20 protein-coding genes, 3 pseudogenes and 1 CRISPR repeat array are annotated in these 26,801 nt (G+C 54.3%); of the genes and pseudogenes, 17 read left to right on the top strand and 6 right to left on the bottom strand.

Translation table 11 applies throughout. The annotated features are described in order from the left end of the window. Positions 1 to 4: 4 nt before the first annotated feature. The 7 genes and pseudogenes from SH664x_RS11050 to SH664x_RS11020 all read left to right on the top strand — a co-directional run bounded on the left by SH664x_RS11050 (position 5) and on the right by SH664x_RS11020 (position 9,666). Positions 5 to 1,333: an HD domain-containing protein gene (locus tag SH664x_RS11050; RefSeq protein WP_437200897.1), complete on the top strand. Its 1,329-nt coding sequence runs from the start codon at positions 5 to 7 to the stop codon at positions 1,331 to 1,333. A 274-nt stretch (positions 1,334 to 1,607) separates the two neighbouring features. After that, the gene (locus SH664x_RS11045) at positions 1,608 to 3,290 is read left to right on the top strand and encodes a site-specific DNA-methyltransferase (RefSeq protein ID WP_437200895.1); all 1,683 of its coding nucleotides are present in this window, start codon (positions 1,608 to 1,610) and stop codon (positions 3,288 to 3,290) included. Between the two features lie 50 nt (positions 3,291 to 3,340). Beyond that, positions 3,341 to 3,658, top strand: a complete 318-nt coding sequence (locus SH664x_RS11040; protein ID WP_437200893.1) for a four helix bundle protein — start codon at positions 3,341 to 3,343, stop codon at positions 3,656 to 3,658. An 87-nt stretch (positions 3,659 to 3,745) separates the two neighbouring features. Then, positions 3,746 to 6,409, top strand: a complete 2,664-nt coding sequence (locus SH664x_RS11035; RefSeq protein WP_437200891.1) for a DEAD/DEAH box helicase — start codon at positions 3,746 to 3,748, stop codon at positions 6,407 to 6,409. Positions 6,410 to 6,471: 62 nt separating this feature from the next. After that, positions 6,472 to 7,982 (top strand): annotated as a pseudogene (locus SH664x_RS11030) (AAA family ATPase). Between the two features lie 73 nt (positions 7,983 to 8,055). Continuing rightward, positions 8,056 to 8,682: an AAA family ATPase gene (locus SH664x_RS11025; protein WP_437207214.1), complete on the top strand. Its 627-nt coding sequence runs from the start codon at positions 8,056 to 8,058 to the stop codon at positions 8,680 to 8,682. A gap of 54 nt (positions 8,683 to 8,736) precedes the next feature. Continuing rightward, positions 8,737 to 9,666, top strand: a complete 930-nt coding sequence (locus tag SH664x_RS11020; protein WP_437200889.1) for a GIY-YIG nuclease family protein — start codon at positions 8,737 to 8,739, stop codon at positions 9,664 to 9,666. Here SH664x_RS11020 and SH664x_RS11015 read toward each other — a convergent pair. The 3 genes from SH664x_RS11015 to SH664x_RS11005 form a co-directional block, all read right to left on the bottom strand. After that, positions 9,653 to 10,093 carry a DUF6876 family protein gene (locus SH664x_RS11015; RefSeq protein ID WP_437200888.1) on the bottom strand — a complete coding sequence of 147 codons (441 nt, stop codon included), beginning with the start codon at positions 10,091 to 10,093 and terminating at the stop codon, positions 9,653 to 9,655. The two genes, SH664x_RS11020 and SH664x_RS11015, sit on opposite strands and share 14 nt — an antisense overlap. A 350-nt stretch (positions 10,094 to 10,443) precedes the next feature. Further along, positions 10,444 to 10,803 carry a hypothetical protein gene (locus SH664x_RS11010; protein ID WP_437200886.1) on the bottom strand — a complete coding sequence of 120 codons (360 nt, stop codon included), beginning with the start codon at positions 10,801 to 10,803 and terminating at the stop codon, positions 10,444 to 10,446. A 9-nt stretch (positions 10,804 to 10,812) separates the two neighbouring features. Then, positions 10,813 to 11,874 carry a hypothetical protein gene (locus SH664x_RS11005; protein WP_437200884.1) on the bottom strand — a complete coding sequence of 354 codons (1,062 nt, stop codon included), beginning with the start codon at positions 11,872 to 11,874 and terminating at the stop codon, positions 10,813 to 10,815. Positions 11,875 to 12,855: 981 nt separating this feature from the next. Between SH664x_RS11005 and cas9 the strand changes: the two genes are divergently transcribed. The 10 genes and pseudogenes from cas9 to SH664x_RS10955 all read left to right on the top strand — a co-directional run bounded on the left by cas9 (position 12,856) and on the right by SH664x_RS10955 (position 23,089). Further along, positions 12,856 to 16,008 carry a type II CRISPR RNA-guided endonuclease Cas9 gene (cas9, locus tag SH664x_RS11000; protein WP_437200882.1) on the top strand — a complete coding sequence of 1,051 codons (3,153 nt, stop codon included), beginning with the start codon at positions 12,856 to 12,858 and terminating at the stop codon, positions 16,006 to 16,008. Between the two features lie 113 nt (positions 16,009 to 16,121). After that, a complete protein-coding gene (gene cas1 / locus SH664x_RS10995; RefSeq protein WP_437200880.1) occupies positions 16,122 to 17,060 on the top strand; it encodes a type II CRISPR-associated endonuclease Cas1 in 939 nt (312 codons plus the stop codon). Beyond that, the gene (gene cas2, locus SH664x_RS10990; protein ID WP_437200878.1) at positions 17,051 to 17,356 is read left to right on the top strand and encodes a CRISPR-associated endonuclease Cas2; all 306 of its coding nucleotides are present in this window, start codon (positions 17,051 to 17,053) and stop codon (positions 17,354 to 17,356) included. Before cas1 ends, cas2 begins: the two co-directional genes overlap by 10 nt. Before the next feature lie 49 nt (positions 17,357 to 17,405). Beyond that, positions 17,406 to 17,902: direct repeats of the CRISPR family, unit length 36 nt; unit sequence AGTGTAACCGATCCGTCCCCGTGAGCAGTCCGCAAC. A 669-nt stretch (positions 17,903 to 18,571) separates the two neighbouring features. Continuing rightward, positions 18,572 to 19,671: pseudogene (locus SH664x_RS10985) on the top strand (IS3 family transposase); the annotation flags it as partial. Between the two features lie 409 nt (positions 19,672 to 20,080). Further along, on the top strand, positions 20,081 to 20,323 hold the full coding sequence (locus tag SH664x_RS10980; RefSeq protein WP_437200877.1) for a hypothetical protein: 243 nt from the start codon (positions 20,081 to 20,083) through the stop codon (positions 20,321 to 20,323). 39 nt (positions 20,324 to 20,362) lie between these two features. Next, positions 20,363 to 20,986 carry a hypothetical protein gene (locus SH664x_RS10975; RefSeq protein WP_437200875.1) on the top strand — a complete coding sequence of 208 codons (624 nt, stop codon included), beginning with the start codon at positions 20,363 to 20,365 and terminating at the stop codon, positions 20,984 to 20,986. Next, a complete protein-coding gene (locus SH664x_RS10970) occupies positions 20,986 to 21,531 on the top strand; it encodes a hypothetical protein (RefSeq protein WP_437200874.1) in 546 nt (181 codons plus the stop codon). The genes SH664x_RS10975 and SH664x_RS10970 overlap by 1 nt, the downstream gene beginning before the upstream one ends. A gap of 90 nt (positions 21,532 to 21,621) precedes the next feature. Further along, complete coding sequence (locus SH664x_RS10965; protein WP_437200872.1) at positions 21,622 to 22,071, top strand: hypothetical protein; 450 nt, start codon at positions 21,622 to 21,624, stop codon at positions 22,069 to 22,071. Beyond that, the gene (locus tag SH664x_RS10960) at positions 22,068 to 22,457 is read left to right on the top strand and encodes a hypothetical protein (RefSeq protein WP_437200871.1); all 390 of its coding nucleotides are present in this window, start codon (positions 22,068 to 22,070) and stop codon (positions 22,455 to 22,457) included. Before SH664x_RS10965 ends, SH664x_RS10960 begins: the two co-directional genes overlap by 4 nt. Positions 22,458 to 22,720: 263 nt before the next feature. Beyond that, positions 22,721 to 23,089, top strand: coding sequence for a hypothetical protein (locus SH664x_RS10955; RefSeq protein ID WP_437200869.1), 369 nt, complete (start codon positions 22,721 to 22,723; stop codon positions 23,087 to 23,089). A 134-nt stretch (positions 23,090 to 23,223) separates the two neighbouring features. Here SH664x_RS10955 and SH664x_RS10950 read toward each other — a convergent pair. The 3 genes and pseudogenes from SH664x_RS10950 to SH664x_RS10940 form a co-directional block, all read right to left on the bottom strand. Then, positions 23,224 to 24,323, bottom strand: a pseudogene (locus tag SH664x_RS10950) (IS3 family transposase); the annotation flags it as partial. Between the two features lie 534 nt (positions 24,324 to 24,857). Beyond that, positions 24,858 to 25,454 (bottom strand): IS5 family transposase, encoded by a 597-nt coding sequence (locus SH664x_RS10945; RefSeq protein WP_437200867.1) that lies wholly within the window; start codon positions 25,452 to 25,454, stop codon positions 24,858 to 24,860. A 101-nt stretch (positions 25,455 to 25,555) separates the two neighbouring features. After that, positions 25,556 to 26,788: a hypothetical protein gene (locus SH664x_RS10940; RefSeq protein ID WP_437200866.1), complete on the bottom strand. Its 1,233-nt coding sequence runs from the start codon at positions 26,786 to 26,788 to the stop codon at positions 25,556 to 25,558. Between the last annotated feature and the right edge of the window lie 13 nt (positions 26,789 to 26,801).

Genomic DNA, 26,801 nt, shown 5'->3' with positions numbered 1-26,801 from the left:
GGGCATGTCGGCAAAAATCTTTCGGGACCCTCTCTACAATTATGTTGGTCTGAGCCTTCCGCGTGAGAAATGGCTGCTCGAGCTACTCGATACGCCTGAAGTTCAGCGATTGAGGCGAATTCACCAGCTGGGCGTGAGTTCTTTCACCTATCCCGGCGCAGACCACAGCCGGCTCTCGCACAGCCTCGGTGTTGTGCACCTGATGCAGCAGGCCGTGACTCATCTGGAGTCATTGTCTCAAGAACTTCACGTAACTCATGCACGTGGTCCGCTTCTCGCAGCTGCTCTTCTTCATGATGTCGGCCACGGTCCATTCTCCCATCTTTTCGAGCCATGCCTGGGAATTAAACACGAGACTTGGTCGTTGGCAATCATTCAATGCGAAGACAAAGACCTGCAAGTCAATCGCATTCTGAAGAGCGTCTACCCGGGCTTGCCGGGAGAAGTTGCTGCGCTCATTGAGAAGAATAATTACTCCCAGCCTCCCTGGATGAAGTACCTGCTTGACAGCCAATTGGATGTCGATCGTCTGGATTATCTTCGCCGGGACAGCCTATTTACAGGCGCTGGATACGGTCACTATGACCACTATCGCATCCTGACCAGCTTTGAATTTCACGAAGAAGACGGTGACAAGCACATTGTCTGGAACGAGAAGGCGATGCTCGCCATCGAAGAGTACATCTTTTCCCGCTACTACATGTATCAGAACGTCTACCTGCACAAGACGACACGCGGATTTGAAAAGATGCTCGAAGCAATGTGGACGCGGGCAAAATCGCTGCGAGATCAGGGCGACAATGTCGCACTTGTCCCGGCTATTGAAAGCTTCTGGAACACCAAAACTCCTTCTCCTCAGCAGTACCTCCGCATTGAAGAATTCACTGTCCTTCAGCAGATTGAACAATGGAAAGACCATACCGACCCCGCTCTGAGTGATCTCGCTCATCGCTTCCTCGCACGCAAGCGATTCTCAAAAATCGAACCTCCTCGATTGGACCCGCTGACACCTGACTATGAAAGCTGGGAAGCCGCATTACGAGAACTGGTATCGAAAAGATCGGAATATACTCAGGCAGATGCTTATGTCCTGAAGGATGAAGTGTCCAGCAAATACATGCAGCCCTATTTTCCGGAAAAGGAGACAGACGAGCAATCTGTTAAGACATCCATCCGAATCCTGGCAAATGGACGACCGGTCGAAATCTCCACACTACTGGATCGACTGAAGCCGGTTACTCAAAAGCCTGCTCCGATGGTTCGCTATTATATTCCGACGGATCTCATGGCCGAGGCGGCGCGCCTGCGGGAGTCCTGGAATAAAGCTCAGTAAAGTAAGTTGCTCGCTGATCCTTATCCCGAAGCTGGAAGTGTCTTATGGCAATTCCCACCTAATATACCCTCCAGTCTGCGGAGTGCCCGAAGTGTGGGCATCGGCCGGTGGCGGAGATTTGGTATGGGGAGATGGCCGTGACGGAGCAGCTGCGGGCGGAAATCAAGGCTGGCAGGGTGGTGCTGGGCGGGTGTTGTTTGGATGATCCCGTCTGGGAATGCACACGCTGTCACTGGCAGGGAATTCAGGACGACAAGACAGAACGAAAAGCGACATGAGCCGGAAAACGAAATTGGAACTGACCTGGATCGGCAAAGAGAACCGGCCGAAGTTGGAGCCGCGGATTCTGCTGGAGGATGCGGAGAAGTCGTATCATGCGCGGCAGCGGGTGAGTGAGAATGATCAGTTCGACAACCGCCTGATCTTCGGCGACAACCTGCTGGCCCTGAAAGCACTGGAAGCCGAGTTCACCGGCAAGGTCAAGTGCATCTACATCGACCCCCCGTACAACACCGGCTCCGCGTTCACCCACTATGACGATGGCGTTGAGCATTCGCTGTGGCTGTCACTCATGCGGGATCGACTGGAAATTTTGCGGAAACTCCTGAGAGATGACGGCAGCATTTGGATCAGCATTGATGACAATGAGCAGGCGTACTTGCGTGTGATGATGGACGAAGTGTTTGGACGAATAAACTTCATAGCGACGATCATCTGGGAAAAAGTCTATTCGCCCAAAAGTTCGGCGAAACATTTATCGGAGAACCACGATTATGTGATGTGTTTCTCTAAAAATTCTTCCCAATGGCAACGTAACCTCTTACCTCGCGGCAAACAGCAAGATAGCGCATATAAGAACCCCGACAATGATCCTCGTGGTCCATGGAAAGCAAGTGATCTTTCAGCGCGAAACTTTTACGGTGCGGGAACATATTCTGTCACAACGCCTTCAGGGAGGTTAATTGATGGACCGCCTCAAGGAAGATATTGGAGTATTTCGAAGGATCGTCTTGCGGAACTTGATGCGGACAACCGTATTTGGTGGGGAAAATCGGGCAATAATGTTCCTTCTTTAAAGCGGTTTTTGACAGATGTTATGGAAGGAGTGGTTCCGGAAACAATTTGGACATATCAAGAAGTCGGCCATAACCAAGCGGCGAAGCAGGAACTGAAGGCGTTGTTGCCAGACGAGAAGGAGCTTTTTATTACTCCGAAGCCGGAAATGCTCGCTAAAAGAATCCTAGAAATTGCCACCAATCCCGGTGACATCGTCCTCGATTCCTTCGCCGGTTCCGGCACCACCGGTGCCGTCGCCCACAAAATGGGCCGCAAGTGGATCATGGTTGAGTTGGGGGAGCATTGCCACACGCACATCATTCCCCGGCTGAAAAAAGTCATCGACGGCGAAGATCCCGGTGGGGTGACCGAAGCGACCGGATGGAAAGGGGGCGGCGGATTTCGCTATTACCGTATCGCCCCGTCCCTGCTCGAAAAGGACAGCTTCGGCAACTGGATCATCAGCAAGGAATACAACGCCGCCATGCTGGCCGAAGCAGTCTGCAAACTGGAAGGGTTTCGCTACAACCCCAGCGAGACGATCTATTGGCAGCAAGGGAATTCCTCCGAAAGCGATTACATCTACGTCACCACGCAATCTCTTTCCCGCGAGCAACTGACCGAACTGAATGAACAGGTCGGCCCGGAACGCTCGCTGTTGGTGATGTGCAGCGCCTACCGCACCCGCAGCTTGGACGCCTTCCCCAGCCTGACGATCCGCAAGATTCCCAAGACCGTCCTCACCCGCTGCGAATGGGGGAAAGACGACTACAGCCTGGAGATTAAGAATTTGCCAGCCGCCAAGGCGGAAAGTGGCTCAGTTGGCAGTGATTCAGTTTTCAGTAAGAAGGGGAGGACGCGGAAGGAGAGGAAGGGGCGAGGACAGGGGGAGTTGTTTTGAGACGTTGAGTTTTCAGTGGTTCAGTTTTAGGTTTTCAGTGGGGGCAGCTGATGGCTTATCGGTCATTTGAGGAGTTGGAAGTTTGGAAGCGGAGTTGTGCGCTGGCGGTTTTGATTTACCAGAAGCTGGCACAGGTCCGAGAGTTTTCTTTGCGTGACCAGGTGCAGCGGGCAGCTGTTTCCATTCCGTTCAACATCGCTGAAGGAGCAGAACGCGGCGGCAGAGATTTCGTCCGATTCCTTCGCATTGCTCTGGGATCAGCCGCTGAGCTGCGGACACAGGTCTACATCTCCGGAAAATCGACGTCCTCTCGACAGACGACTTCTCCCCGCTCATCAACGAACTCAAAGAAATCTCCCGCATGCTGACCGGCCTCCGCAGATCGCTGAAAACCGATAGTTAGCAGACATCCATACTGAAATCTGAACCACTGAGAACTGAAAACTTCTTCACCCATGAACATCCCTCTGAATGCCATTTCCAATCGCCTAAGTCTGCGGCCGCCTCAGCGTTTTGCCCTCGAAATTCTCGCCCGAATCTGCGAAATCACCCCACTGGATAAAGAGGTCGATCTCGCTGCGGCACTGGAAACGGTCAAGGCCGAATTTCCAACCGTCACCGACTTCGAACGGGATTTTCCGTCACTCTGCTTTGCACTGGCGACCGGCGTCGGGAAGACGCGGCTCATGGGAGCGTTCATTGCTTATCTGGCCCGGTCAGAGGGGATCAGACACTTTTTCGTGTTGGCTCCGAACCTAACGATCTACAACAAGCTGATCGCTGACTTCACTCCCAACACCCCGAAATATGTCTTCAAGGGCATCTCCGAATTCGCCCTTTCCCCACCGGAGATCATCACCGGAGACAACTATGAGAGCGGGCGAGGGGTACGTGCCGGGCAACTGTTCGATGAAGACAGCGTCCACATCAACATATTCAATATCAGCAAGATCAACAGCGAAGTACGCGGGGACAAGGCCCCTCGCATCAAACGGCTGTCTGAGTACATCGGAGAGAGCTACTTCGAATATCTCTCCAAGCTGGATGACCTTGTCCTCCTGATGGATGAATCGCACCGCTACCGGGCCAGTGCCGGTGTGAAGGCACTCAACGAACTGAAGCCAATTCTCGGACTGGAGCTGACTGCCACCCCGCAGGTGGAAAAGGGTTCGAAATCCGAAGCGTTCAAAAACGTGATCTACAGCTATCCGCTGTCGGAAGCCCTGAAGGATGGTTTCGTTAAGGAACCAGCCGTTGCGACCCGCGAAAACTTCGATGCGAAGAACTACTCGAAGGAAGGATTGGAAACGCTGAAACTGGAAGACGGCATTCACGTTCACGAAGAAACCAAGATGCAGCTGGAACTCTACGCCCGGGAGAACGGCAAAGAGATCGTGAAGCCGTTCATGCTGGTCGTGGCGGAAGACACAACACACGCATCGGCGATCAAGGCGAAGATCGAGGACGAAAGTTTCTTCGGTGGCCAGTACAAGGGCCGGGTGATTGAAGTTCACTCCCAGCAGAAGGGAGTAGAGAAAGACGAGAACGTCCAGGCACTGCTTTCAGTGGAGGACCGCAACAACCCGGTCGAAATCGTCATTCACGTCAACATGCTCAAAGAGGGCTGGGACGTGACGAACCTGTACACAATCGTTCCGCTACGGGCTGCCAATTCAAAAACTCTGGTGGAGCAGTCCATTGGCCGTGGTCTGCGATTGCCATACGGAAAGCGGACGGGAGTTCCAGCGGTCGATCGGCTCACGATTGTGTCCCATGACCGGTTTCAGGAAATCGTCGATGAAGCAAATCGACCGGATTCGATCATCCGGACCGGCGTCGTCATTGGCCGGGATATTCCGTTACAAAAATCCAAAGTGATCGTAGCTCCCCCGGCGGTGGTCGAACGGCTGATTGGTCCTGCCACTCCCGAATCCGAGATGAAGCAGAAGCCGCTGTTCACGGAGCCGGAAGAACAGAAAGTCGCCCAGACGACGTTGGACGTGCTGCAGGAATTTGAACGCCTGCAGAGTTCTGCGGACCTGAAGAAGCCGGAAGTGCTGGAAAAGATCGTCAAGCGCGTGACCGAGGCAATCCGGCCAGTTCAAGGTGTTCTGCCCGGCACGGTCCCGGAAGTGGACGTGGCCAAAGTGGTCGCCCAGACCATTGATGTTCGCAATGAACTGTCGATCGATATTCCCCGGATCATTGTCATTCCTCGCGGCCCGACCAATTCCGGGTTCAGGCCATTCACGCTCGATTGTAAATCGATCCACCAGCAGCCGGTTTCCCAAGAAATTCTGATCCAGCACCTGCAAAGCAATGAGCGATTCCGGCTTCGCAGCGGGGATGCCGTGATTCCGGAAAGTCGGCTGGAAGACTATCTGGTCCGTGGCCTGATGGACTTCGAAGACATCAACTATGACGAAGTGGCCGAACTTCTCTACGACCTGTCCGGACAAATGGTCCAGCACCTGCAGTCGTACCTGAAAACTGAAGAAGACGTTCTGAACGTGCTGCAGGCCCATCAGCAGAGCCTAATCAAGCACATTCATTCCCAGATGCAGGACCACTACGAGGAAGACCCGAACACCGAATACGAAGTCAAAGTGGCTCGCGGGTTCACCGCCCTCCGTCCGAACAACTACAGCCAGCTGGCTGAAGACAAAACCCGCCATTTCCGGACAACGGTCGACGACAAGATCATGATCCGAGGGATGCTGTTCAACGGATTTCAGAAGTCGCTGTATTCGGTACTGAAATTTGACTCCAACCCGGAACGGGTGATGGCCGTTGTCCTGGAAAGCGACCCGGCTGTCATCAAATGGCTGAAACCCGCCAAAGGGGACTTCCGCATCTACTATTCACACGACGACGAGTACATCCCCGACTTCGTCGCTGAAACCGAAAACGCTCGCTACCTGTGCGAACCCAAAGCGAAAAACGAGATGCAGGACGAAATCGTCCTCGCCAAAGCCCGCGCAGCGTCTCTCTGGTGCCAACGGGCAACCGAACACGCTGGCGGCAAACCCTGGAAATACCTGCTCATTCCGCATGACGCGATTGATGAAACCAAGACACTGGCCGGGCTGGCAGCCACTTGGGAATACTTTCCTCGCTAACTGGGCTGGTTATTGAAAACGATAAGAGATTGTGCATTAAGAAAAAGATTGGAAGGCGGGCCATGATTGAGCGCATCGAAATTGCAAGCATTGCGACGTACGGTTCTGTTCCGGCCGTTCTCGATGAATTGAAGACGTTTAATTATTTCTATGGTGCAAATGGTTCCGGAAAAACGACGATTTCTCGCGTGATTGCTGATTTCACGAAATTTCCATCCTGTACAGTTGAGTGGAAGGCTCGTTCACCACTCGAACCACTCGTGTATAACCGGGACTTCGTGGAGAAACATTTCCGTGAATCCGAAGAGCTGCCTGGTATTTTTACGCTCGGCGAAAAGAATGCAGAAGCAGCGGAGAAAATCGAGGTCGCAAAGAAGGAGTTTGACCGACTTTCTCAAGAGATTGCCAACTTGAAAATGACCCTTGGCGGTGTCGATGGGAATGGTGGAAAAATTGGCGAAATGGCGGTTGCGGAAGATGCGTTAAAAGACGCCTGCTGGAAACAAAAGCAGCTGCACGATGAGAGGCTGAAAGTCGCATTTGAGGGGGTTCGCAGCAAATCAGAAGCATTCAAGCAGAGAGTTCTCGCAAACGCACGAGCAACGCTGCCGAAATAAAGACTCTCAACTACATCCTGGAAAAAGCTGCCACAGTTTTTACCGAAGGCGTGGGACCCATTTCGCCTCTTAAGACGATTGACGCCTTATCTCTCCTCGACCTTGAGAAATCTCCAATTCTCGCGAAGATGATCATTGGAAGATCCGATGTCGACATCGCCGCAATGATTCAGCGGCTTGGCAACAGCGATTGGGTGCGATCCGGACGTGTTTTTCTTTCGGTGAATAACGAAACCTGTCCTTTTTGCCAACAGGCAGTGGCAGCCGATCTAGAGAGCAATCTGGCTGCCTATTTTGACGAGACGTTTGAGAAGGATAGTCATGAAGTGAACTCGCTGGTCAGCAGATATTCTGACGAAGCCGGAGCGGTTTCCACTGCGATTGAGACCCTGCTTCTGAGTCCTCCCCCTCAGCTCAACCATTCGGTACTGACCGAAACGAAAAAGTTGTTTGACGCTCAGGTAGAGATCAACCGTCAACGGCTGAATGGCAAGAAAAAGGAACCAAGTCAGGTTGTCGTCCTACAATCTTCGCAAGAATTGATTGAACAGATTTCGACACTCATCATGGTCGCAAACAAGGCTATCGGCGATCACAATAAGACAGTCTCAAATCTTGCCAAGGAACAAAAAACGCTGAAAGATCAGGTGTGGAAGTTTCTTCTGGCGGAACCACTCAAAGAGGCAATCGAGACCTATGAATCCAAGAAGAGGCAGCTTGATAAAGCAATAGCAAGCATTCGGCAGCAAATCCAGGACAAGGAAAACACAAAACGAAGTAAAGAAGACGAGATCCGCGAGTTGGAACGAGCTGTTACCAGTGTACAACCAACTATTGATGCGATCAATGGGCTTCTGGCCTCATTCGGCTTTCATGTCTTTACTCTCGCTCAGGCTGAAGACAAGAGATGCTATAAGCTGCGTCGTTCGAATGGAGCCGATGCCAAGAGACGTTGAGCGAAGGTGAAAAGACATTCGTCACGTTTCTCTACTTCTATCATTTACTCAGGGGTAGCCAGCCGAAGCTGGCATAACCAGGGATCGTGTTGTCGTGTTTGACGATCCTGTGTCCAGCCTGGATTGTGACATCTTGTTCATCGTTAGCACTTTGGTTCGGAAGCTCTGCGAAGAAATTCGTTCCGGAACGACGAGCGTCAAGCAGGTATTCATGTTGACTCACAACGTCTACTTCCACAAGGAGGTGACATTTCGGAAGTCTCGCGAGACTCCAAAGCAAAGAGGCGAGACCTTTTGGACCGTGAGAAAATCAAACAACGTATCGCAAATTACAATGCATGACTCCAATCCAATCAAGAGCTCATACGAGCTACTCTGGCTGGATATTCGCGAAGCACGGAGTGGCAATCGGTCTATTCAGAATAGCCTGCGAAGGATTTTAGAGACTTATTTCAAGATGTTGGGCGGGATCGAGCTCGACAAGATCCATGAGCGATTTGAAGGCAGCGAAAAGCTTGCCTGCCGTGCCTTACTTTCATGGGTAAACGACGGGTCACACTCTGCCCACGATGATCTTTATGTTGCTGTCGAAGACTCGACGGTGACTATTTATTTGGATGTTTTCAAGAAGATTTTTGAGGGAGAAGGTCATGTTGAACACTACAACATGATGATGGCAAGCCCCATTGCTGCGACATAATCGAGTTAAGAGTTTAGTAACCTATTGGCCTGCTGAGCGGGAAATCGTCACTTCATGAGCGGAAAAACCATTCGACTTTATCTGGTCAACGGCTTGCCGACAGACATTCTGACGGCGGAGATCATCAATTGGACTGGTAAGGTCATCGTCACTCCTCGATCGCAGTTGGCCGAACTGGCGAAAAGGGAGGAGGTCCGTCGAACCGGTGTTTATTGTCTTGTCGGTCCTGACCCGGAAAACGCCCTGCGAGACGCGGTTTACTTCGGTGAGGGTGACAATGTTCTGACTCGATTGACAGCTCACGACCGAGATGAGACCAAGGACTTCTGGACGCGCTGTGCCTTGGTTATTAGCAAAGACCAGAACATCACCAAGTCTCACGGGCGTTATCTGGAAAGTCGGCTGATCTCGATCGCCAATCAGGCCGATCGCTCCAAAATCCATAATGGCACTGCTCCGCCGCTTCCTCCCTTACCCGAGTCTGATGTCGCGGACATGGAGTATTTCCTTGGCCAACTTCAGTTGATGCTTCCGGTGCTGGGCTTCAATTTTTTGCAACCCAAGCCGAAGGCCACTCTGCGTGGCGACGATGTGTCAGCCGATGAATCACCACTGTTCGAGCTGAATGTGGTAGGAGCCCAGGCAAAAGCTCGCGAAATCAAAGGGGAATTCATTGTCCTTAAAGGTTCGACCGCCAGGAAAGAGGGCCTGAAGTCATGGACCTCGTACAAAGCACTTCGAGATCAGCTCGTCGAAGAAGGAAAACTGGTCGACAGCTCGCAACCGGGATTCTTCGTGCTAATGGACGATATTGCTTTTTCCAGCCCGAGTGCAGGTGGCGCGGTCGTCAATGCCGGGAACATAAATGGCCGAACGGCCTGGAAGACCGAAGCCGGAGAGACCTATCAGGAGTGGCATGAACGAAAGCTCGCGAAAGTGATTCCTGACGATTACAGCGACGATGATTCATCTACAGGATTGTGACGTCAATATTCGCTGGGCAAAGCAACGTCCAGTTTTGGCCCTCATTCTGAGCCCAGATATCGACTTCATCGAGCGGGAAGGCAGTGAGCGGAATTTCCTGCTGAATGAATGGCTGTTCGCCGCTGTCAGCCACTCCTTTGAGCGTCGCCGATTTATCCGGTTTCACAGCCAGCTTCCAGAAGTGCATCAGGCTGATCCGGTCATCCTTTTTGGCTGCTTTTCGAAATTCGTCGCTCGCCAGATGTGAAGCAATTGTATCAATCAGCCAGTAAGCTTTGCTATTTTCTGTCAGGTACTGAATTCCTTCGGTATAGATCACCGCCCGGTTGAAGCTGTGCCGGAACCACTGTGTCGATCCGATGAACTGCGCCAGCGCAGTACGGAGCGGGTTCATCTGGGCCATCGGAATTGGAAGCTTCGCGGTCACCTGCTCGCAGTTCCTGAACCTTGCCGAATGCCTGCTGGGCGAGGAACGCGACCCGCAGCAGGTCATCTCCCGGGATCTTGTTCGTGTCGTGGTATCCGCTTTCATCCTTGAATGTTCGGGCCAGTTCCGCGTTGTACCATGCTCCGAGTTCACTCTGATTCCGCCAGATGACGCATTTCAGGTTTCCCTGACGTAGTGTGGCAGCAGGGCCATTGTGATGGACTGGCGTAGGATCATTCGATTGTGATTGCGATCGTTTGGGCATGGCGGTTCTCCTTGTTCCCGAATCCCATGCCACGATTCTCCTGCAGCTGTCAAGAAATCACTTCCGACGACAACTGTCCCTTTTTTTACCGCTCCCAGCTGCGGCAGTAGATAAAACTGCCTGACTTTACAGTCCGGTCGTATTCGGACGGATCGTCCTGTTTTAACCTGAGCAGTTGTTCGACCTTCTCGCAGGCATTGATCATCAAGACCTTCATCTCGGCATCGGTAATCCGGCTCAAAGACGGATCATCCAGCAGTGGCGAATGCTTTCCTGCATGAAGATCTTCCAGCGGACCGTTCCGGAACGCGAGGGCCACAAGAGCATTCGCTTCATCACAAATGGAAAACCCGTTGGGGAATTTTCCAGCAAAGACATCATCGTGATCGGCCATGGCGTCACTCTCCTGAAAAGTGACATCGAGCATGCCTGAGGAGAAGATCACCGTCAATGCTTATGCCGCTCTCCTTTCAAACCCCTGCACCAACCCGCCGACATAGGACTTCACGCGAATCTGATCGAGTTGGACCGTTTCTACCTGTTCCGGCTCACTGCGGACAGGCGGCAGATGGTCCCCGACTATGCTGGAACGGGTCGTGTTGTAATACTCCGTGAACTCCATCAGCAGGTGGTCCAGATGCCGTTTGCCAAAAATTATGAACTTACGAAGGCACTCGTTTTTCAGGGTGAAAATCGCCCTCTCACAGCGTCCGCTCAAGTTCGGTCTGGCCTTGGGCAATTTGTTGGTCCGCACACCATGCTGCTTGAGTTTTTCCACGAAATCCTTGGTGAACTTCGTGTCCTGATCGTGCATGACGATGCTGGGCTTTTCGTCACGGCTCAGCGTCTGATCCAGGAACCAGCCGGTCTGCTCGGTCACCCAGGCGGAATTCGGATGCAGCGTCGATTCCGAGACGATGATTTCCCGGGTGGTCATGCACAGCCATACGAGCACATACATCTCTTTGAAACCCCGTGTCGTCACGGTTTTGACACTGAAGAAATCCACCGCCCAGAGTGTTTTCGCATGCCGCTCAATGAAGTTGTCCCAGCTGTCGGAAGTCCGGTCAGGACCGGGAACAATCCCTTCCTCCTTGAGGATGTTGCGAACGGTCTGACGGCTGATTTTCTTGATGCCCAGCTTTCGGAGTTCTCCAATGATCCGTGTGTATCCAAACCCCGTCGCCTTGGCGATCTGGATCACCAGCTCTCGCAGTTCTCGTGGCTTCCGCTGGCCTCCTTTGGGGTACTTCTTCCGTTTCGACTTCCCCTCCTCCTGCAGCCAGCGGTAGAACGTTGAGGGGCTGACAATCGTCAGCAGTGATTCGATCGCTCGTCCCAGTTGCTTTCCTAATGCCAGCAGTCGTTCCCGCTCATGCGGCTTTGTATGCACCTGTCCGGGTATGCGCGAACGCAGGATCTTGTTCTCTTTCTTCAGGAACTCGACATACCGCGCCAGCTCACGATCAGTCACGGAAGCAATCAGGGCCAGCAATGGGTGGAAAATCGATGTCATTTCGGTATTGTCGCAATCTGTAATCTGGAACCGTGTTGCAGTTTGTTTGTACAGCGCCTTGTTCCTGAAAGCTGCAGCTACGAATGGTCGAGAGACCTTGGTTTCGAAGACACGAAATCGAGTGTCGCTACAAACAGAAAAAGCCGTCAGAGACGGCTTGTAGCTAAGCAAAGAAGAGTGCAAAGGATTTTGGGACCGAATAATGATCTGGCTGTCCGAAAACTGTCCGAGAATCCTTAGCAATCCTTCATAAAAGTCTGTAAAATCTGGAAATCGTGGCGATCGATCCCCGCTTCCGTTCCCTCTTGTAACACTCTTTGCCACCAACGACTTCCGTCGACAACCTGCGTTTTATCACCTGAAACGTTGGAAGACCTACGGAACCGAAGGGGTCATGCCGCTCTCACCCAAATGACCATCAACTGGCCCCGGGGAGAGGAGCACTTGCGACGACGGAGAAACGTCGCAGACCAAACAAAAAAAGCCGCCACCTCTCGGTTGCGGCTCTGGATGCCCCGTAGGGCAGTGCCTGCGAATGTTTAGTCTTTGTTGCGGAAAGACTCACGGGCACGGATCGGTTACACTGAGTGAAGTCTACACTACAACTGATAGCTTTTCAATCAGTATAATGATGAATCCTTGCAAATTTTCCACACTCTTAGCAACAGACCACACTCCTAAAGACGGAACCGATCCGTGTCCGTGAGCAGTCCGCAACTATGAGCCCTCTCGAGTTTCGTCGTCACGCAATTTCTGAGGAAAATCAACTATCTTGAAGAAGGGATTTTGGAGGCCCCCCGCATCAGTTTTGGAAGCTGATGCATCGGCTCAAAAGTGGTACCATTGAAAGCCGTCTTCTCGATTCGCCAAACGTGAGGCGATGGCATATTTGAACGCGTATGAGCCCTTGTATCAACATGTCAGTTGTTTTTTCTGGAAATTCAGGACAAAATCATATCTCAATTACGGAGGGCAAATAAGATGGCTTACATTTTGGGCCTCGATATCGGTTCCAACTCGGTCGGCTGGGCAGCGATTGATCTGGACGGCGGACGATTTCATGGTGCCGGGGTTCGGGTCTTTCCGGAAGGGGTAGATCGGGACACGACGGGGACAGAGAAGTCCAAGAATGTGCAGCGACGGACTGCCCGAGGGCATCGTCGGCAGATTGCTCGACGTGCCCGACGTAAAGCCCTGCTCAGACAGGCGGTCCGGGAGTGCGGCTGGTGGAACGACGAAACTTCACCGGGATTAATTCAGGCCGATCCACTGGCACTGCGGGCCAAAGCGCTGGATGAACAACTGACGCTGCCGGAACTCGCCCGCGTCTTCATGCACCTCAACCAGCGGCGTGGTTTTCTCTCCAACCGCAAAGCGGACCGCGGGAGAGCCAAAGAAAATTCCGAGACGCTGCAGGAAATCAGCCAACTCCAGGATGACATCGTCAAGTCCGGCTCGCGAACATTGGGAGAATATTTTCACCGCTTACGAACTCAGGACCCGGCAGCGGGACGGGGGCTGCGTGTTCGTGGCCGGCACACTCACCGCGAAATGTTCCTAAAAGAATTTGAACAGATCTGGGAATCACAGCAGCGATTTTATCCCGACTTACTGACGGACCAGTTGAAGTTCGGAAGGCAGGGAGAACAGACTTATCCGAAAGAGCCCCTTCCCAGAAAGCGGGCCGGAGGCGTGACTTTTCTTGCGGAGTTCGGCTTTCACGGTCTGTTGTTTTTTCAGCGTTCCTTATATTGGCCCAAGTCTGTCATCGGACGTTGTGAACTGGAACCGCGCGAGAAACGCTGTGAGCGCGCTGACCGGCTTGCTCAAAGATTTCGACTGTTGAACGAAGTCAATAATCTCAGGGTCATTCCGCAGTCAGGGGAACCACGTGAACTGGAACCCGAAGAGCGACAGAAGCTGATTGCGTACTTATCAGATAAAAAGGAAGCGACATTCGATCAGATTCGCAAGCACCTCTCCCTGCTGGAGGGGAACGGCTTTAATCTCGAAGCGGGGAAACGGACGAAGCTCGACGGCATGCCGATCGATGCGGCACTGGCAGGAAAAAAGTTGTTCGCCGCAGCATGGAAGAAGAAATCTGAACAAGAGAAGAACGCCATCGTTCGTTCCATTCTCGATGATGAAGAGCCGGAGATCCTGCGAATGGCGACCACCGAGTGGGGCTGTGACGAAGACCTGGCCCGAAAGCTGGCTGATCTCGATCTCACAGCGATCGTGCGCGGCTACGCTTCCTACAGTCGGGCGGCAATTCAGAAGTTGTTGCCCCATCTGGAAGCGGGACATCGCATGATGTCCCGGGATGGGGCACCGAGTGCGATCGGACTGGCGGGCTATTTGCGACCGGACCAGAAGCAGGGAAATAAGGGAAATCAGCTTCCCCTGCCTTCAGAGAAAATCGTGAATCCTCTGGTGAAGCAGGCATTGTATGAGGTTCGGCGAGTGGTGCACGCTGCCATTCGGGAGTGGGGCATGCCCGGGGCGATTCATGTAGAATTGGCCCGCGAGGTTCAGGGGACGGCAGCCCGGCGGCAGGAACAGATTGAGCGGATGCGGTTGCAGGAAGCCCGTCGCCGCAAGGCGGCCGATTTTATCCGCGAGCGAGGTTTCTCACCGACGCGCGGAAATATCGAACGCTACCTGCTCTGGGATGAACAAGGGGAATCATGCGCCTATTCCTTTCCGCCGCGAATGATCTCACCAAATCAGCTCTTCAGTAGCGAAGTGGACGTTGACCACATCCTCCCCTATTCCCGCAGCCTCGACGATTCCTTAATGAACAAGGTGCTCGCCTTTCGCTCGGAAAACCATGACAAGAGAAATCAGACAGTGTGGGAATGGGTTGGCGAGTCCAATCCGGCAAAATACGAGTCGATTCTCCAGCGTGCCCGGAATCTTCCGCAGGACATCCGAAATCGTAAGCGGGTCAAGCTGCAAACGAGGGATGTCATCCTCGCCCAGTTTCTGAACCGGCAGTTGACGGACACAGCCTACATTACCACTCAGGTTGTGGACTTGCTGCGGCATCTCGAAGGCGTAGACGTTGTCCCGGTGAAGGGGCAATGTACTGCCGAGCTGCGACACATGTGGGGGATGAACGGTGTCCTCCACGATGATGGACTGAACTTCAAAAAGAACCGGGACGATCATCGCCACCATGCTGTGGACGCGATTGTCATTGCCCTGACGAACCGCTCAACACTTCAGATGCTGGCGAGAGTGCGCGGGACGGACGAGCAGTTGGATCCCCCCTGGAGAACTTTTCGTGACGACGTGGAAACCGTGGTCGCCGGGATCAAGGTCTCTCATAAAGCCGTCCGCGATCTCTCGGGCGCCCTTCATGAAGAGACGATCTACGGCGCGACCTCCAAGCCTCAGCGATCGAATCCGAAAGTGAAGAGCCGTCCCCATGCCCGGAGCTGGATTGAGAAAGAGGGAATCTACGTTGTGCGTAAACGGCTTGAAGACCTGACTCTGGCGATGGTCGACGATATTCGTGATCCTCAAGTGAAAAGTCTTGTTTTAGAACGACTAGCCACATTCAACCTGAAGCCCGGAGAAAAAGAGGCCAAGATCCCGAAGGATGTCTGGAAGGAACCCCTGCTGTTGACACGCAAAGCCGGTCGAACCAGTTTACAACCCTCGGTCATCCGCAAAGTTCGGCTGGTCAAACGGGATTCCACCATTACACCGATTCGTCACGGATCGGCCTGCGTGAAACCTGGTAACACCCACCACATCTCGATATTCGAGCTTCCCGCCGCGAAAGGCAAGAAGCCGAAACGAATTCTTCATGCCGTCACGATGATGGAAGCGACACAAAGGGCACGTCGTAAGGAGCCGCTGGTATCCCGCAAGCACCCTGACATTCCCGAGGCAAAATTCCTCTTTTCCCTGAGTTGGGGGGAGATGATCTCCGCAAACATCGGTGGGCGGGAGGATCTCTTCGTTTTCAGAACGGCATCGTCGACCACCGAGCAAATGGTGTTTGTATCACATAGCGATGCCAGAATGAGCAAAGACTGTAAAGCTTATCGCGCACGTCCCAATACGCTTGATGCAGCTAAAGTGACCGTCGATTCTTTAGGCCGAATCCGCAACGCCAACGACTGAATTTTCGTGCAATTCGTCCTCTAAGCGGGCAGAATATACCCAGCGTCTGGAGCAGTTCGCTACTGCATGGGCAGGGAGGCAGTGGTCGTTACCTCCGCCCTTCTGCACATCCGATGCTGAAACGAATGCTCGAAATCTCCCGCGAGCCGGCGCACGTGTGCGCCACCCTCGGTCAGTTGCAGCTGAAACGCGATGGCAATTTACTGGCCTCGGTTCCGTGTGAGGATCTGGGAGTGGTCATCGTCGATCATCCCCAGACCACATATACGCATGCAGCGCTTGCGGAACTGACCCGGCACGATGCTGTACTCGTGATCTGCGGTTCCAACCACCTTCCTTGTGGAATGCTTCTCCCCGTCAGCGATCACACACAGATTGTTCTCCGGTTGCGTGCACAGCTCTCCATGTCACTCCCGACTCGAAAACGCTTGTGGCAACAGTTGGTGCGGGCGAAAATTGTGGCCCAGGCAGAAAACCTCGGCAGAGAGAGTGCAACCTCCAGACGTCTGCGACAATTGGCCGACCGGGTCCGATCCGGAGATCAAGGGAATCGTGAAGCTCTCGCAGCCAGATTTTATTGGTCAGCGTGGCTAACGGAATCCTCCGAGGCCAGCCAGCCACAAAATCCGTTTCGGCGCGATCCCGATGGGACCGGCCTCAATTCACTTTTGAACTATGGTTACGCCATTCTGCGAGCTGCTCTGGCCAGAGCCATCAGCAGCAGCGGCTTCCATCCAGCGATCGGCTTGCAACATTCGCACCGGGCAAATGCCTTCTGCCTCGCGGATGATCTGATCGAACCGCTGAGACCGATTGTTGATGCCCGCGTTCGTGCTCTCGCAATGGCCGGTGAAACGGAACTCAATCAGCCCGTAAAAGCTGCACTTCTGGGTCTGCTTTCGGAGGAAGTTCTGACAGGAGATGTTTCTGGCCCGCTTTCTGTTGCAGTTCAGCGATATGTCGCGTCCTTGGTGGCAGTGGCCAACAAGGAATCCAAGCTTCTCACCATTCCTGTACGATGCAAATCAGCAGCTACCGCAGCATGTGGCTAGTCACAATGTTCGATCTGCCTACCGACACCAAGGCGGCTCGTAAGAACTACATGCGGTTCCGCAAGTTCTTGCTGTCTGATGGGTTCGTGATGATGCAGTACTCGGTCTATGGGCGTCATTGTGTCAGCGAGGAGGCTGCAGACGTCCATTATCGACGAGTTGAGCGCAGTCTTCCCCCTGACGGTGAGGTACGAATCCTTTCCGTGACGGATCGTCAGTTTGAAAAAATGCGAATCTTCTTTGGGAAAATCCGCAAACCATGCCCTCCCACACCAGATCAAATGCTGCTTTTTTAAGCCCGTGTCAGCCGCAACGCGTGACACGAGCCCAGTTTCGGGCAGGAGTAGTGTAACCGATCCGTCCCCGTGAGCAGTCCGCAACCAGCTGGGATGAACACCAACATGAATCTTTAGTGTAACCGATCCGTCCCCGTGAGCAGTCCGCAACTGGAAATGGGACTGCAGGAGAATTATCGCCAGTGTAACCGATCCGTCCCCGTGAGCAGTCCGCAACTCGGCGCTCGATTTGGTCGAGAGTGACCTGAGTGTAACCGATCCGTCCCCGTGAGCAGTCCGCAACTCTTTTCACGTGTGTCAGAAAACCCCCGCCAGTGTAACCGATCCGTCCCCGTGAGCAGTCCGCAACTCTTGCGTAGCGCGGTCCTGCGATTTTTCCAGTGTAACCGATCCGTCCCCGTGAGCAGTCCGCAACTGCGGCAGTGTCTCCTCGACAATCAACACAGTGTAACCGATCCGTCCCCGTGAGCAGTCCGCAACCCGACACCGGGCCAACGAGTGATCCCCACGAGTGTAACCGATCCGTCCCCGTGAGCAGTCCGCAACTTAAGGAGATACTTGGTCGCCGCAAGGTACAGTGTAAGGAATGCGGCCGAAACCCATCCCGACTCGCTTGCACACCTGGGCCAGTCCTCGACTATTGCGTCGTTTGTCCACAGCGTTCATCTCGTCAGCACGAGCGGAGAAGGTGCCGTCGAGGATGCGATGTGGTTCTGGCTTGGGGGATGGGTTGTCGTTCTTTTCGAATATGGCCTGGGGATCACCCTGGGATTCTTGGGAATCGTTCCAGCGTTTGAGGTGACCGGCCGTCTGATGCAGCGTGTCTCCCGCACGGTCAGGCACAAATAAAGCATTTTGACTTTTGACCGCCGCGTCCTCGCCACGCGGAAGGCAGCATTTCACTCGACGAAACACTTGCTTCGCAGGTACTGGAAAGAGCAACCTGCTCTCACTCAAGCCGAATGGAGGGAGGTGGTGCAGGGCGGGCCGTCCTGCTGCAGTAGGACGAGAATATCACCCAAACAACAGCTCGGTGTCGATTCGCTCCACCAGTTGCCGCTCGTTGCGGAAGGAAGCGAGCACGGGGCCGAAATGAACCTCACGAGACTGAAGAAAGTCGCGATGATCGCGAGTGAAAGTGGTCTGCCTTTGAAAACCTGATCCAGATGGTATGAAGGTTTCCAGCGGCCCCGGAGGGGGCGAAGGAGACCTTGAATGACGACGAAGCGAAGGAAGCGGCATACGCCCGAGCAGATTGTCAAGAAGCTGCGGGACGCCGAAGCGATGCTGAACGCCGGCCAGGACGAAGCTGCGGTACTGCAGGCTCTGGAGATCAGTTGGGCGACGTACCTGCGGTGGAAGAACCAGTACGGCGGAATGAAGTCCGAGGAGGCCAGGCGCCTCAAGCAACTGGAAGACGAGAACAAGCATCTCAAGGAAGTGGTCGCTGAGCTGACCTTGGACAACCGGATGCTGAAGCATCTTCAGCAGGGAAACTGGTAAGCCCTTCTCGAAAGCGAGCCGCTGTGAAGGAACTGCAGCAGACGTTCGAGGTGTCGGAGCGCAGGGCCTGCGAAGTGGTTGATCAACCGCGCAGCAGCCAGCGTTACGAGTCACAGCCTCGGAGTGATGAAGGCCCCATGACCAGACGGATGCGGGAACTGGTGGGGCGTCGTCCCCGGTTCGGGTACCGCCGGATCGGGAGTCTGTTGCGGAACGAAGGGTGGCGGGCCAGCGATACGCGGGTGTATCGCTTGTGGCGTCGGGAAGGGCTGAAAGTGCCGAGAAAGCGGCGGAAACGCCGCGGCCTGGGAGTCAGCGAGAACGGCTGCCAGCGCCGGAAGGCCGAGCACCAGGACCACACGTGGTGCTGGGACTTCGTGTTCGACCGGACAGCGAACGGGAGTCCACTGAAGTGGCTGAGCATAGTGGATGAGTACACCCGGGAGTGCCTGGCGCTCAAGGTGGCCCGGAGCCTGACCAGCGAAGATGTGATCGACACGCTGGCGGAGTTGTTTGCAATGCGGGGCGTGCCCCAGGCCATTCGTAGCGACAATGGGCCGGAGTTCGTGTCCAAAGCGATTCGGGGCTGGCTGGGCCGACTGAAGATCCAGTCGCTGTCCATTGCTCCGGGAAGTCCCTGGGAGAACGGTTACGCGGAGAGCTTCCACAGCCGGTTGCGAGACGAGTTCCTGGGGCTGGAAGAATTCGAGAGCCTGTCGGCAGCAAAGCGTCTGACCGAGGCGTGGAGAGAGGATTATAACCATCACCGACCGCACAGCTCACTGGGGTATGCGACCCCGGCCGAGTACGCGGCCCAGTGCTCGGGGACGGTCCCCGGCGCGGCCCGCTGTGCCAGCTGCGTTCGGCCTACGGCCTCACTCCGCCGGCACAGCGGAGATTCCCCAAACAAACCTTCATAGCACCTGGTACAGAAATTTGACGCAGATCACACTCACAAAGCATGCAACGGGAAAAAGACCTGGAAGTTCAATGTTCCCAGCACCAACAGGCAACCCAGAAAACATCAATCAACAGGCACAAGAAATATTAGCTGATATACTTAATGTTCCATCTAAACTTATCAAACAGCGCTCTGGGCGACCTGGCGAGACAGTATTGCAATTTAGCAGGCCTGACGGAAGTGGCGTAATCTATAAATGGGATGGAAGCCAGTGGCAGTTTAGCCACTTTGGCGAAAACCTACACTAGCTTGAGATTATCATGAATAAAACAATTGAAATTATGATCGCCAGTCCTCCAGAGCGAGATGAACTTGTTGCCCAGATTTTTGTAGTTGATGGAGGCCAGTGGGCAGAGATTTACAGGGAGAATGGAGTGTACATGGCAGACATATTTGTTCCGGGTGACCAGATATTGCAGTTAAAATGTGAAGAAGTAATCTATTCAATGCAAAAAGCGCTTGGCGCACTCAAGGATCGACTTGAAGACGCACCGGACATTTAAGTTAGGGGGTTTACTGGCATTGGTGGCACAGTCGATAGCATGCTGGCCGACAAATCCAGGGACTGGGATGCTCAGCTGGCGCACTGGGGGTCGATTCATGAATCGTATGGCGGCCAGCTCGGCCCCGGCCCGGCCAACAACGTCCCAGGGCCCGACTGGGACAAGCTGGCTGGACCGAATGGCGGGAGGCCGACCTATTCTGAATACCTGAATCCCTGGAAGGCCGGCAGAGCTGACTCCGCTGTCGATTGGAAAGATAATGCTCTTCGCTGGGTGCAACAAGGAGCAATTGTCACTGGAATCATCGCAGGAGTTGGTGCCGTCGCACTTGAGTTTGGAGCCACTCTGGGAATTACCCAGATTGGAACAGTAGGATTGGCTGAATTACCGACCCAGGCGGCAATCGAATACCACTTAATAACTGGTGGAGCGGTTACATTTACCGGAACAGTTGCAAGCCATCTAGATCGTCCTTGTCAGAATTCCCGAGCATTTGTAGACATGATAGCACGAGGATTCCCAGGGAAAGCTGACCCTGGAAATGCCGCCAACGCATTACGATGGGACGCGGCTGGATCGTTCCAGGGGCGTAAAGGAATTTTTGAATTAGCAATGAATTCATCGGGACAAATTCATTTTCTATTCAAAGGGAGAAAGAAATAGTGAACGACGCAGTGCGTTATGATCTGAGCAAATTTCCCACCGATGGCCAGATTATTTACGTAATAAATGACCTGTCATTCCGATTTTATTATAATAGCAACCCAAATCAACTAGAGGTGTCTTGGAATATTTTTAGCATTGCTGAAATCGAAATAGATTTACTTGATGGTCAATGGCGAGGCGTTAGTGGATACTCCCCGTTTTTTTCTTGGAGCCAGTCACAACTTCATCCGCCAACTAATTTGGTTCGATGTCGAATATATTCCACTAACTACCAAGACTATCTTAAGGGAGCTGGTCAAGGACTAGTCATGGATCGGCCTGAACCATGTTACTACGACGCTTCCACAGGCTGGTTCTGCACTGGTAATCCACAAACCCCATCTGATGTTGCAATCGAATTCGCCAAAAATTGTATCGCCTCCTTGCGAGGCGACTGTGTTGTTTCGGTTTGGTTACATGCCGAGAACTGGAAAGAGGTGAGCGATGCAATAGCAGCTCATAATCTAAAAAAGACAAAGAAGGGGTGGTGGCAATGGAAGTGATGCAAGACAGGTTGTCTTGGCAGAATTCGAAGACATCGACAGCATACCAGTGTCGATATCCTGATCGGCCAGGACGGCAGACAGCGCCGGGTGCTCAAGACCGAGCAGACGTGCCAGGAACTGTTCCCCGTCAGCAACCTGACGATCGAAGAGCACCACTCCTTCGCCGTCGGGCCGGATGCCATTCTGGTGCACAACACCGGCGGATGTGGGGGAGAAAAAGTACCAGGTCAACTAAATATCTCAAGCAAGCAGTTTGGCGAAAAGGTCTCTAGGCGTGCTAGAGATTTGAAGCTAGATCCATCAGACCCTCGCGTCCGGTATCAGCTTCGAAGTCGCATTCAGCGTATCTTCGAGAATGCTGATGAAGTGCGGAGCGGAATGTTTCGAGGACAAGGGCCCAACGGGAGCGAGGGACCAGTGCTTTTCTTCCGTCGTGGAAATGATGTGGTCGTGACAACGCCAGCTGGTGATTTTGTGACATTGCTCATTGACGGAATCAAGAACAAACGATTTAACAACGCGACCCCCATACAATGACACTCCGTAATCTTCAGCAGAAATTCTCTCGTCGAACTGGAAGCACTGTTCAGCAAGTGCTAATTGAGTCTTGGAAGGGCCAAGGCAAGCCACGACCAATTATTTTAAGTATTGAGTTTAGCGATGGACCCATCTTCGCTCTTTCTTGCTCGGGAGCGGGCGGCATCGCGATTCGCAAAGGTTGCTTGCCACCAGTCAGCAAAGAGCTGGAATTACGCACTATCGATGAGTTGTCCGGGGACATATTAAAGTCGGTTATTATTGGCGACGATCATCTCGATTTGTCATTCAGCGACAGCACTGTTCGCTTAATTAATAATGATGACAATTTGGAGATACTGTTCACCAAATGGAGCGACGACTTCCCGGATGATTTCACAAAATGAGCAACGCTTGCGGGGGGGGGGGGATTCTCGTTTTCGGCCACTTTCCGGAGAGATCCAAAGCCGTGCATTAAAGTTGAGTGAATGAATCCTGGGTCCCAAGATTTTGCTGCCGTGCAGCGACGGAGCCAAGCTGATCCTACCAATGCCGCCTGAATATGTAACCCACCTGGGGACGCCAAGGCACCCTGCACAATGGCCCACTGGTCACTCTGACCACGGATCACGGGGAGATCCAAACAACAGCCTATCATCCGTTCTGGGTGGTGTCGGGTTACAATCTCCACGAACGGGAGACACCCCGGGAACTGGGAGAGAAGGAGGATCAAGGACTTTCGCTGCCGGGCCGCTGGGTCAACTCCCATCAGCTGTTCGCGGGCGATATCCTGATCGGCCAGGACGGCAGACAGCGCCGGGTGCTCAAGACCGAGCAGACGTGCCAGGAACTGTTCCCCGTCAGCAACCTGACGATCGAAGAACACCACTCCTTCGCCGTCGGACCAGATGCCATTCTGGTGCACAACACCGGCGGATGCGGCCCAGCAGGAGGGCCGTATGGCAAGGTGCGCGAGGGAAATATTGGCGGTCAAGTCCATCACACCCCGGCAGCCAAGGTGACGCCATTCGACTACTGATCTGCGTCAAATTTCTGTACCAGGTGCTATGAAGGTTTGTTTGGGGAATCTCCGCTGTGCCGGCGGAGTGAGGCCGTAGGCCGAACGCAGCTGGCACAGCGGGCCGCGCCGGGGACCGTCCCCGAGCACTGGGCCGCGTACTCGGCCGGGGTCGCATACCCCAGTGAGCTGTGCGGTCGGTGATGGTTATAATCCTCTCTCCACGCCTCGGTCAGACGCTTTGCTGCCGACAGGCTCTCGAATTCTTCCAGCCCCAGGAACTCGTCTCGCAACCGGCTGTGGAAGCTCTCCGCGTAACCGTTCTCCCAGGGACTTCCCGGAGCAATGGACAGCGACTGGATCTTCAGTCGGCCCAGCCAGCCCCGAATCGCTTTGGACACGAACTCCGGCCCATTGTCGCTACGAATGGCCTGGGGCACGCCCCGCATTGCAAACAACTCCGCCAGCGTGTCGATCACATCTTCGCTGGTCAGGCTCCGGGCCACCTTGAGCGCCAGGCACTCCCGGGTGTACTCATCCACTATGCTCAGCCACTTCAGTGGACTCCCGTTCGCTGTCCGGTCGAACACGAAGTCCCAGCACCACGTGTGGTCCTGGTGCTCGGCCTTCCGGCGCTGGCAGCCGTTCTCGCTGACTCCCAGGCCGCGGCGTTTCCGCCGCTTTCTCGGCACTTTCAGCCCTTCCCGACGCCACAAGCGATACACCCGCGTATCGCTGGCCCGCCACCCTTCGTTCCGCAACAGACTCCCGATCCGGCGGTACCCGAACCGGGGACGACGCCCCACCAGTTCCCGCATCCGTCTGGTCATGGGGCCTTCATCACTCCGAGGCTGTGACTCGTAACGCTGGCTGCTGCGCGGTTGATCAACCACTTCGCAGGCCCTGCGCTCCGACACCTCGAACGTCTGCTGCAGTTCCTTCACAGCGGCTCGCTTTCGAGAAGGGCTTACCAGTTTCCCTGCTGAAGATGCTTCAGCATCCGGTTGTCCAAGGTCAGCTCAGCGACCACTTCCTTGAGATGCTTGTTCTCGTCTTCCAGTTGCTTGAGGCGCCTGGCCTCCTCGGACTTCATTCCGCCGTACTGGTTCTTCCACCGCAGGTACGTCGCCCAACTGATCTCCAGAGCCTGCAGTACCGCAGCTTCGTCCTGGCCGGCGTTCAGCATCGCTTCGGCGTCCCGCAGCTTCTTGACAATCTGCTCGGGCGTATGCCGCTTCCTTCGCTTCGTCGTCATTCAAGGTCTCCTTCGCCCCCTCCGGGGCCGCTGGAAACCTTCATACCATCTGGATCAGGTTTTCAAAGGCAGACCAAAAGGGTCAAAGGTGACTTGGTGGACTCTCTCCAGCAGGATTTTTGACTCTCGATTGCCCTGTTGAAAGGACCTTGGGTTGTTGCATTTGTCCTAACGCCGCAGGGAGTAGGCCAGCACCCGGAGCGCGGCTTCCACGAACAGGCTGCGTTCCCACCTTGTCGTGAGTGTTGATCCCGTTGTCCGTTTCAGAGGCTATCCGAGAAGCTATTTTATGTCACAAGTCTGTATTTCAACGGTGGGTGCGTCCCTTTGGGCTCCAGGCGTTTGAGCATCTGATGAATGCAACTGAGCTGGATCATCGCCTCACTGGATGTGGTTGTGCGTCCATAATGCTTGCTCAGCCGTCGGGATCGTCCCAGCCAGGCGAACGTTCGTTCCACCACTCAGCGTTTGGGCAGCAGAATGAACACCGTTTAACCAGTGGGACGACTCACGATCTCCAACCGCCACTGTCAGTCAGGTTGTTGCGATTTCCAGTGATGTAGAGCGTGATTGTGAGACTTGCTGTCCGCCCAGATCACCCGCCGGACGGGGAAACTCGCTCTGGCTTAACTGGCTGAGGAGCTGGGGAGCTGCTTTCGCATCATCCACTGCGGCACTGGTCACGACAATGGCCAGTAGCAGGCCCAGTGTGTCAACTGCCAGATTCCGCTTGCGGCCTGTGATTTTCCTGGCTCCATCGAACCCTCGCACGCCGCCTCGTTCCGTTGTTTTCACGGTTGGAGAGTCGATGCTGCCGGCACTGGGAGTCGGTTCCCGCTGCTGAGCCAAAGACTCTCGCCCCCCTTCTCGCAGCACCTCCACCATCAGTTTCCAGGTGCCGTCATCCCTCCAGGTGGAGAAGGATTCGAACACGCTGCTGCAAGGAGGGAGATCGTGCGGCAACATGTCCCACTGACAACCACTGCGTTCCAGAGACAGCAGAGCGTTGATCACTTCCCGCAGATTCACACCCCGCGGACGACCACCAAGCTTGGGGGGAGGAATGAGATGCGAAATCAGTTCCCACTGAGCATCCGAAAGATCACTGGGATAAGGCTTGCGTGTCAGCATGGGGCATTCCTTTGCTCATCAACCAAACGAGTCATCCAAGACCACGCAGGAACTTCATCCCAAACACGGATTTACAGCAAGATCACTTTCCGGATTGCCTCTCAGTATTTCGGGAAAATATCTGGAGTGGGGAAACGCTCGTTAATGCTGGAGGCACCGTGGATGAAATATTCTTCTCGTGGCAGATGGATATCGGGCCAGTCAGCCGGACGGATGCGAACAATACGCGTCGGGCGAATGCCTTCGGTAATGAGATCGGTTTCGAAACGAATCTGAATGCCGCTGCTGCCGAGAGGGACTTTCTCGGTCGACCTGTTGACTTGAAGAAAGGTGCCTCGGGCGGCCATTTGAGTCGGTCCGGCGGTGCCGCCTTCGGCATGCTTCAGCGTGCTCTCCGCGCCATTCATCAGCCCGCTGCCGCCGGCTTTGAAATCAGCATAGAGCGAGGAATCCATCCCGCCGAACAAGGTCACGGTCACCGTGGCGCGACCGAACTTTTCGTATTCGACGGCATCGACCCAGCCAGGCATCCAGCGGCAGCGCATGAAAGCCTTGTGCACCTCGTTCTGATGCTCAGCGGCGGCCTGCAAGGCAACATCGTCAACCCAGATGTCCGAGATGTGAAAACGCGTGAAGACACTGCCGGGCGTTGCCTTCCAGGTGATGCCGAGCATGACGGATTGGCGATCCAGTGACTTCTTTCCTTGGGCGGGCCAGGTTCCTTCGGTGATGAGATCTTCGATGCGGAGGAATTCTCGACCTCGCCAGACGCGCGTGGCTGCATCGAAGGTGAACGTCTCCTCATCAGACCGGCCGTTCCCCCCTGGACGCGATTCACGGCTGGCGAGGATCGTGCCCTCCCGGTTGCTGATTTCGATCTCCTTCAACTTCCAGACGAGTTCATGACGTTGGCAGTAGCTGGTCTCATCTTCCAGAAGCAGGACGTGGTTTTCGGCGGGGAAGATGCCAGCGCCTCGTGAGTGATTCGCGTCCTTCTCCTTACTGTTCACCGGCAGGATGGGGACAACGGAAGTGGTCGGATCAGGCGGGAGAAAAGCATGGACATACAGAATGGTGCCGAGCGGGATGTCCCGCAGGTCCGCCGGCGCTCCGTGATAGCGCACCATGCCATAGGGCAGCATGGCAAACGGATGCGGATCGTTTCTACGAAACTTGCCTTGCCCTGCCACGCGGATGCTACCACGGCGGTTGGCATGGTCCACGAAGACCAGCTCGCCCCGATAGGCATGTGCCTTTTCGAGCGGTGGGAATTTCCCCGGTTCGGGCCGGAATGGTCCGTTATCGGCGATCGCAGGAGAAGCGATGAGGGCCATGCCGACAGACAGC

The sequence above is a fragment of the Planctomicrobium aquicomposti genome (assembly GCF_051466325.1).
GTDB lineage: Bacteria > Planctomycetota > Planctomycetia > Planctomycetales > Planctomycetaceae > Planctomicrobium.
Note: the sequence above shows the minus strand (reverse complement) of the source record. Positions and strands in the feature narration are given on the sequence as shown.

What these genes read in the sequence shown, in the direction of transcription:
- SH664x_RS10945 (WP_437200867.1), bottom strand. Translation starts at nt 25,454, where the DNA reads ATGCTGACACGCAAGCCTTATCCCAGTGATCTTTCGGATGCTCAGTGG.
- SH664x_RS11020 (WP_437200889.1), top strand. Translation starts at nt 8,737, where the DNA reads ATGAGCGGAAAAACCATTCGACTTTATCTGGTCAACGGCTTGCCGACA.
- SH664x_RS10940 (WP_437200866.1), bottom strand. Translation starts at nt 26,788, where the DNA reads ATGGCCCTCATCGCTTCTCCTGCGATCGCCGATAACGGACCATTCCGG.
- SH664x_RS11040 (WP_437200893.1), top strand. Translation starts at nt 3,341, where the DNA reads ATGGCTTATCGGTCATTTGAGGAGTTGGAAGTTTGGAAGCGGAGTTGT.
- SH664x_RS11050 (WP_437200897.1), top strand. Translation starts at nt 5, where the DNA reads ATGTCGGCAAAAATCTTTCGGGACCCTCTCTACAATTATGTTGGTCTG.
- cas2 (WP_437200878.1), top strand. Translation starts at nt 17,051, where the DNA reads ATGTGGCTAGTCACAATGTTCGATCTGCCTACCGACACCAAGGCGGCT.
- SH664x_RS11005 (WP_437200884.1), bottom strand. Translation starts at nt 11,874, where the DNA reads ATGACATCGATTTTCCACCCATTGCTGGCCCTGATTGCTTCCGTGACT.
- cas9 (WP_437200882.1), top strand. Translation starts at nt 12,856, where the DNA reads ATGGCTTACATTTTGGGCCTCGATATCGGTTCCAACTCGGTCGGCTGG.
- SH664x_RS10980 (WP_437200877.1), top strand. Translation starts at nt 20,081, where the DNA reads ATGAATAAAACAATTGAAATTATGATCGCCAGTCCTCCAGAGCGAGAT.
- SH664x_RS11045 (WP_437200895.1), top strand. Translation starts at nt 1,608, where the DNA reads ATGAGCCGGAAAACGAAATTGGAACTGACCTGGATCGGCAAAGAGAAC.
- cas1 (WP_437200880.1), top strand. Translation starts at nt 16,122, where the DNA reads ATGCTGAAACGAATGCTCGAAATCTCCCGCGAGCCGGCGCACGTGTGC.
- SH664x_RS10975 (WP_437200875.1), top strand. Translation starts at nt 20,363, where the DNA reads ATGCTGGCCGACAAATCCAGGGACTGGGATGCTCAGCTGGCGCACTGG.
- SH664x_RS11035 (WP_437200891.1), top strand. Translation starts at nt 3,746, where the DNA reads ATGAACATCCCTCTGAATGCCATTTCCAATCGCCTAAGTCTGCGGCCG.
- SH664x_RS10960 (WP_437200871.1), top strand. Translation starts at nt 22,068, where the DNA reads ATGACACTCCGTAATCTTCAGCAGAAATTCTCTCGTCGAACTGGAAGC.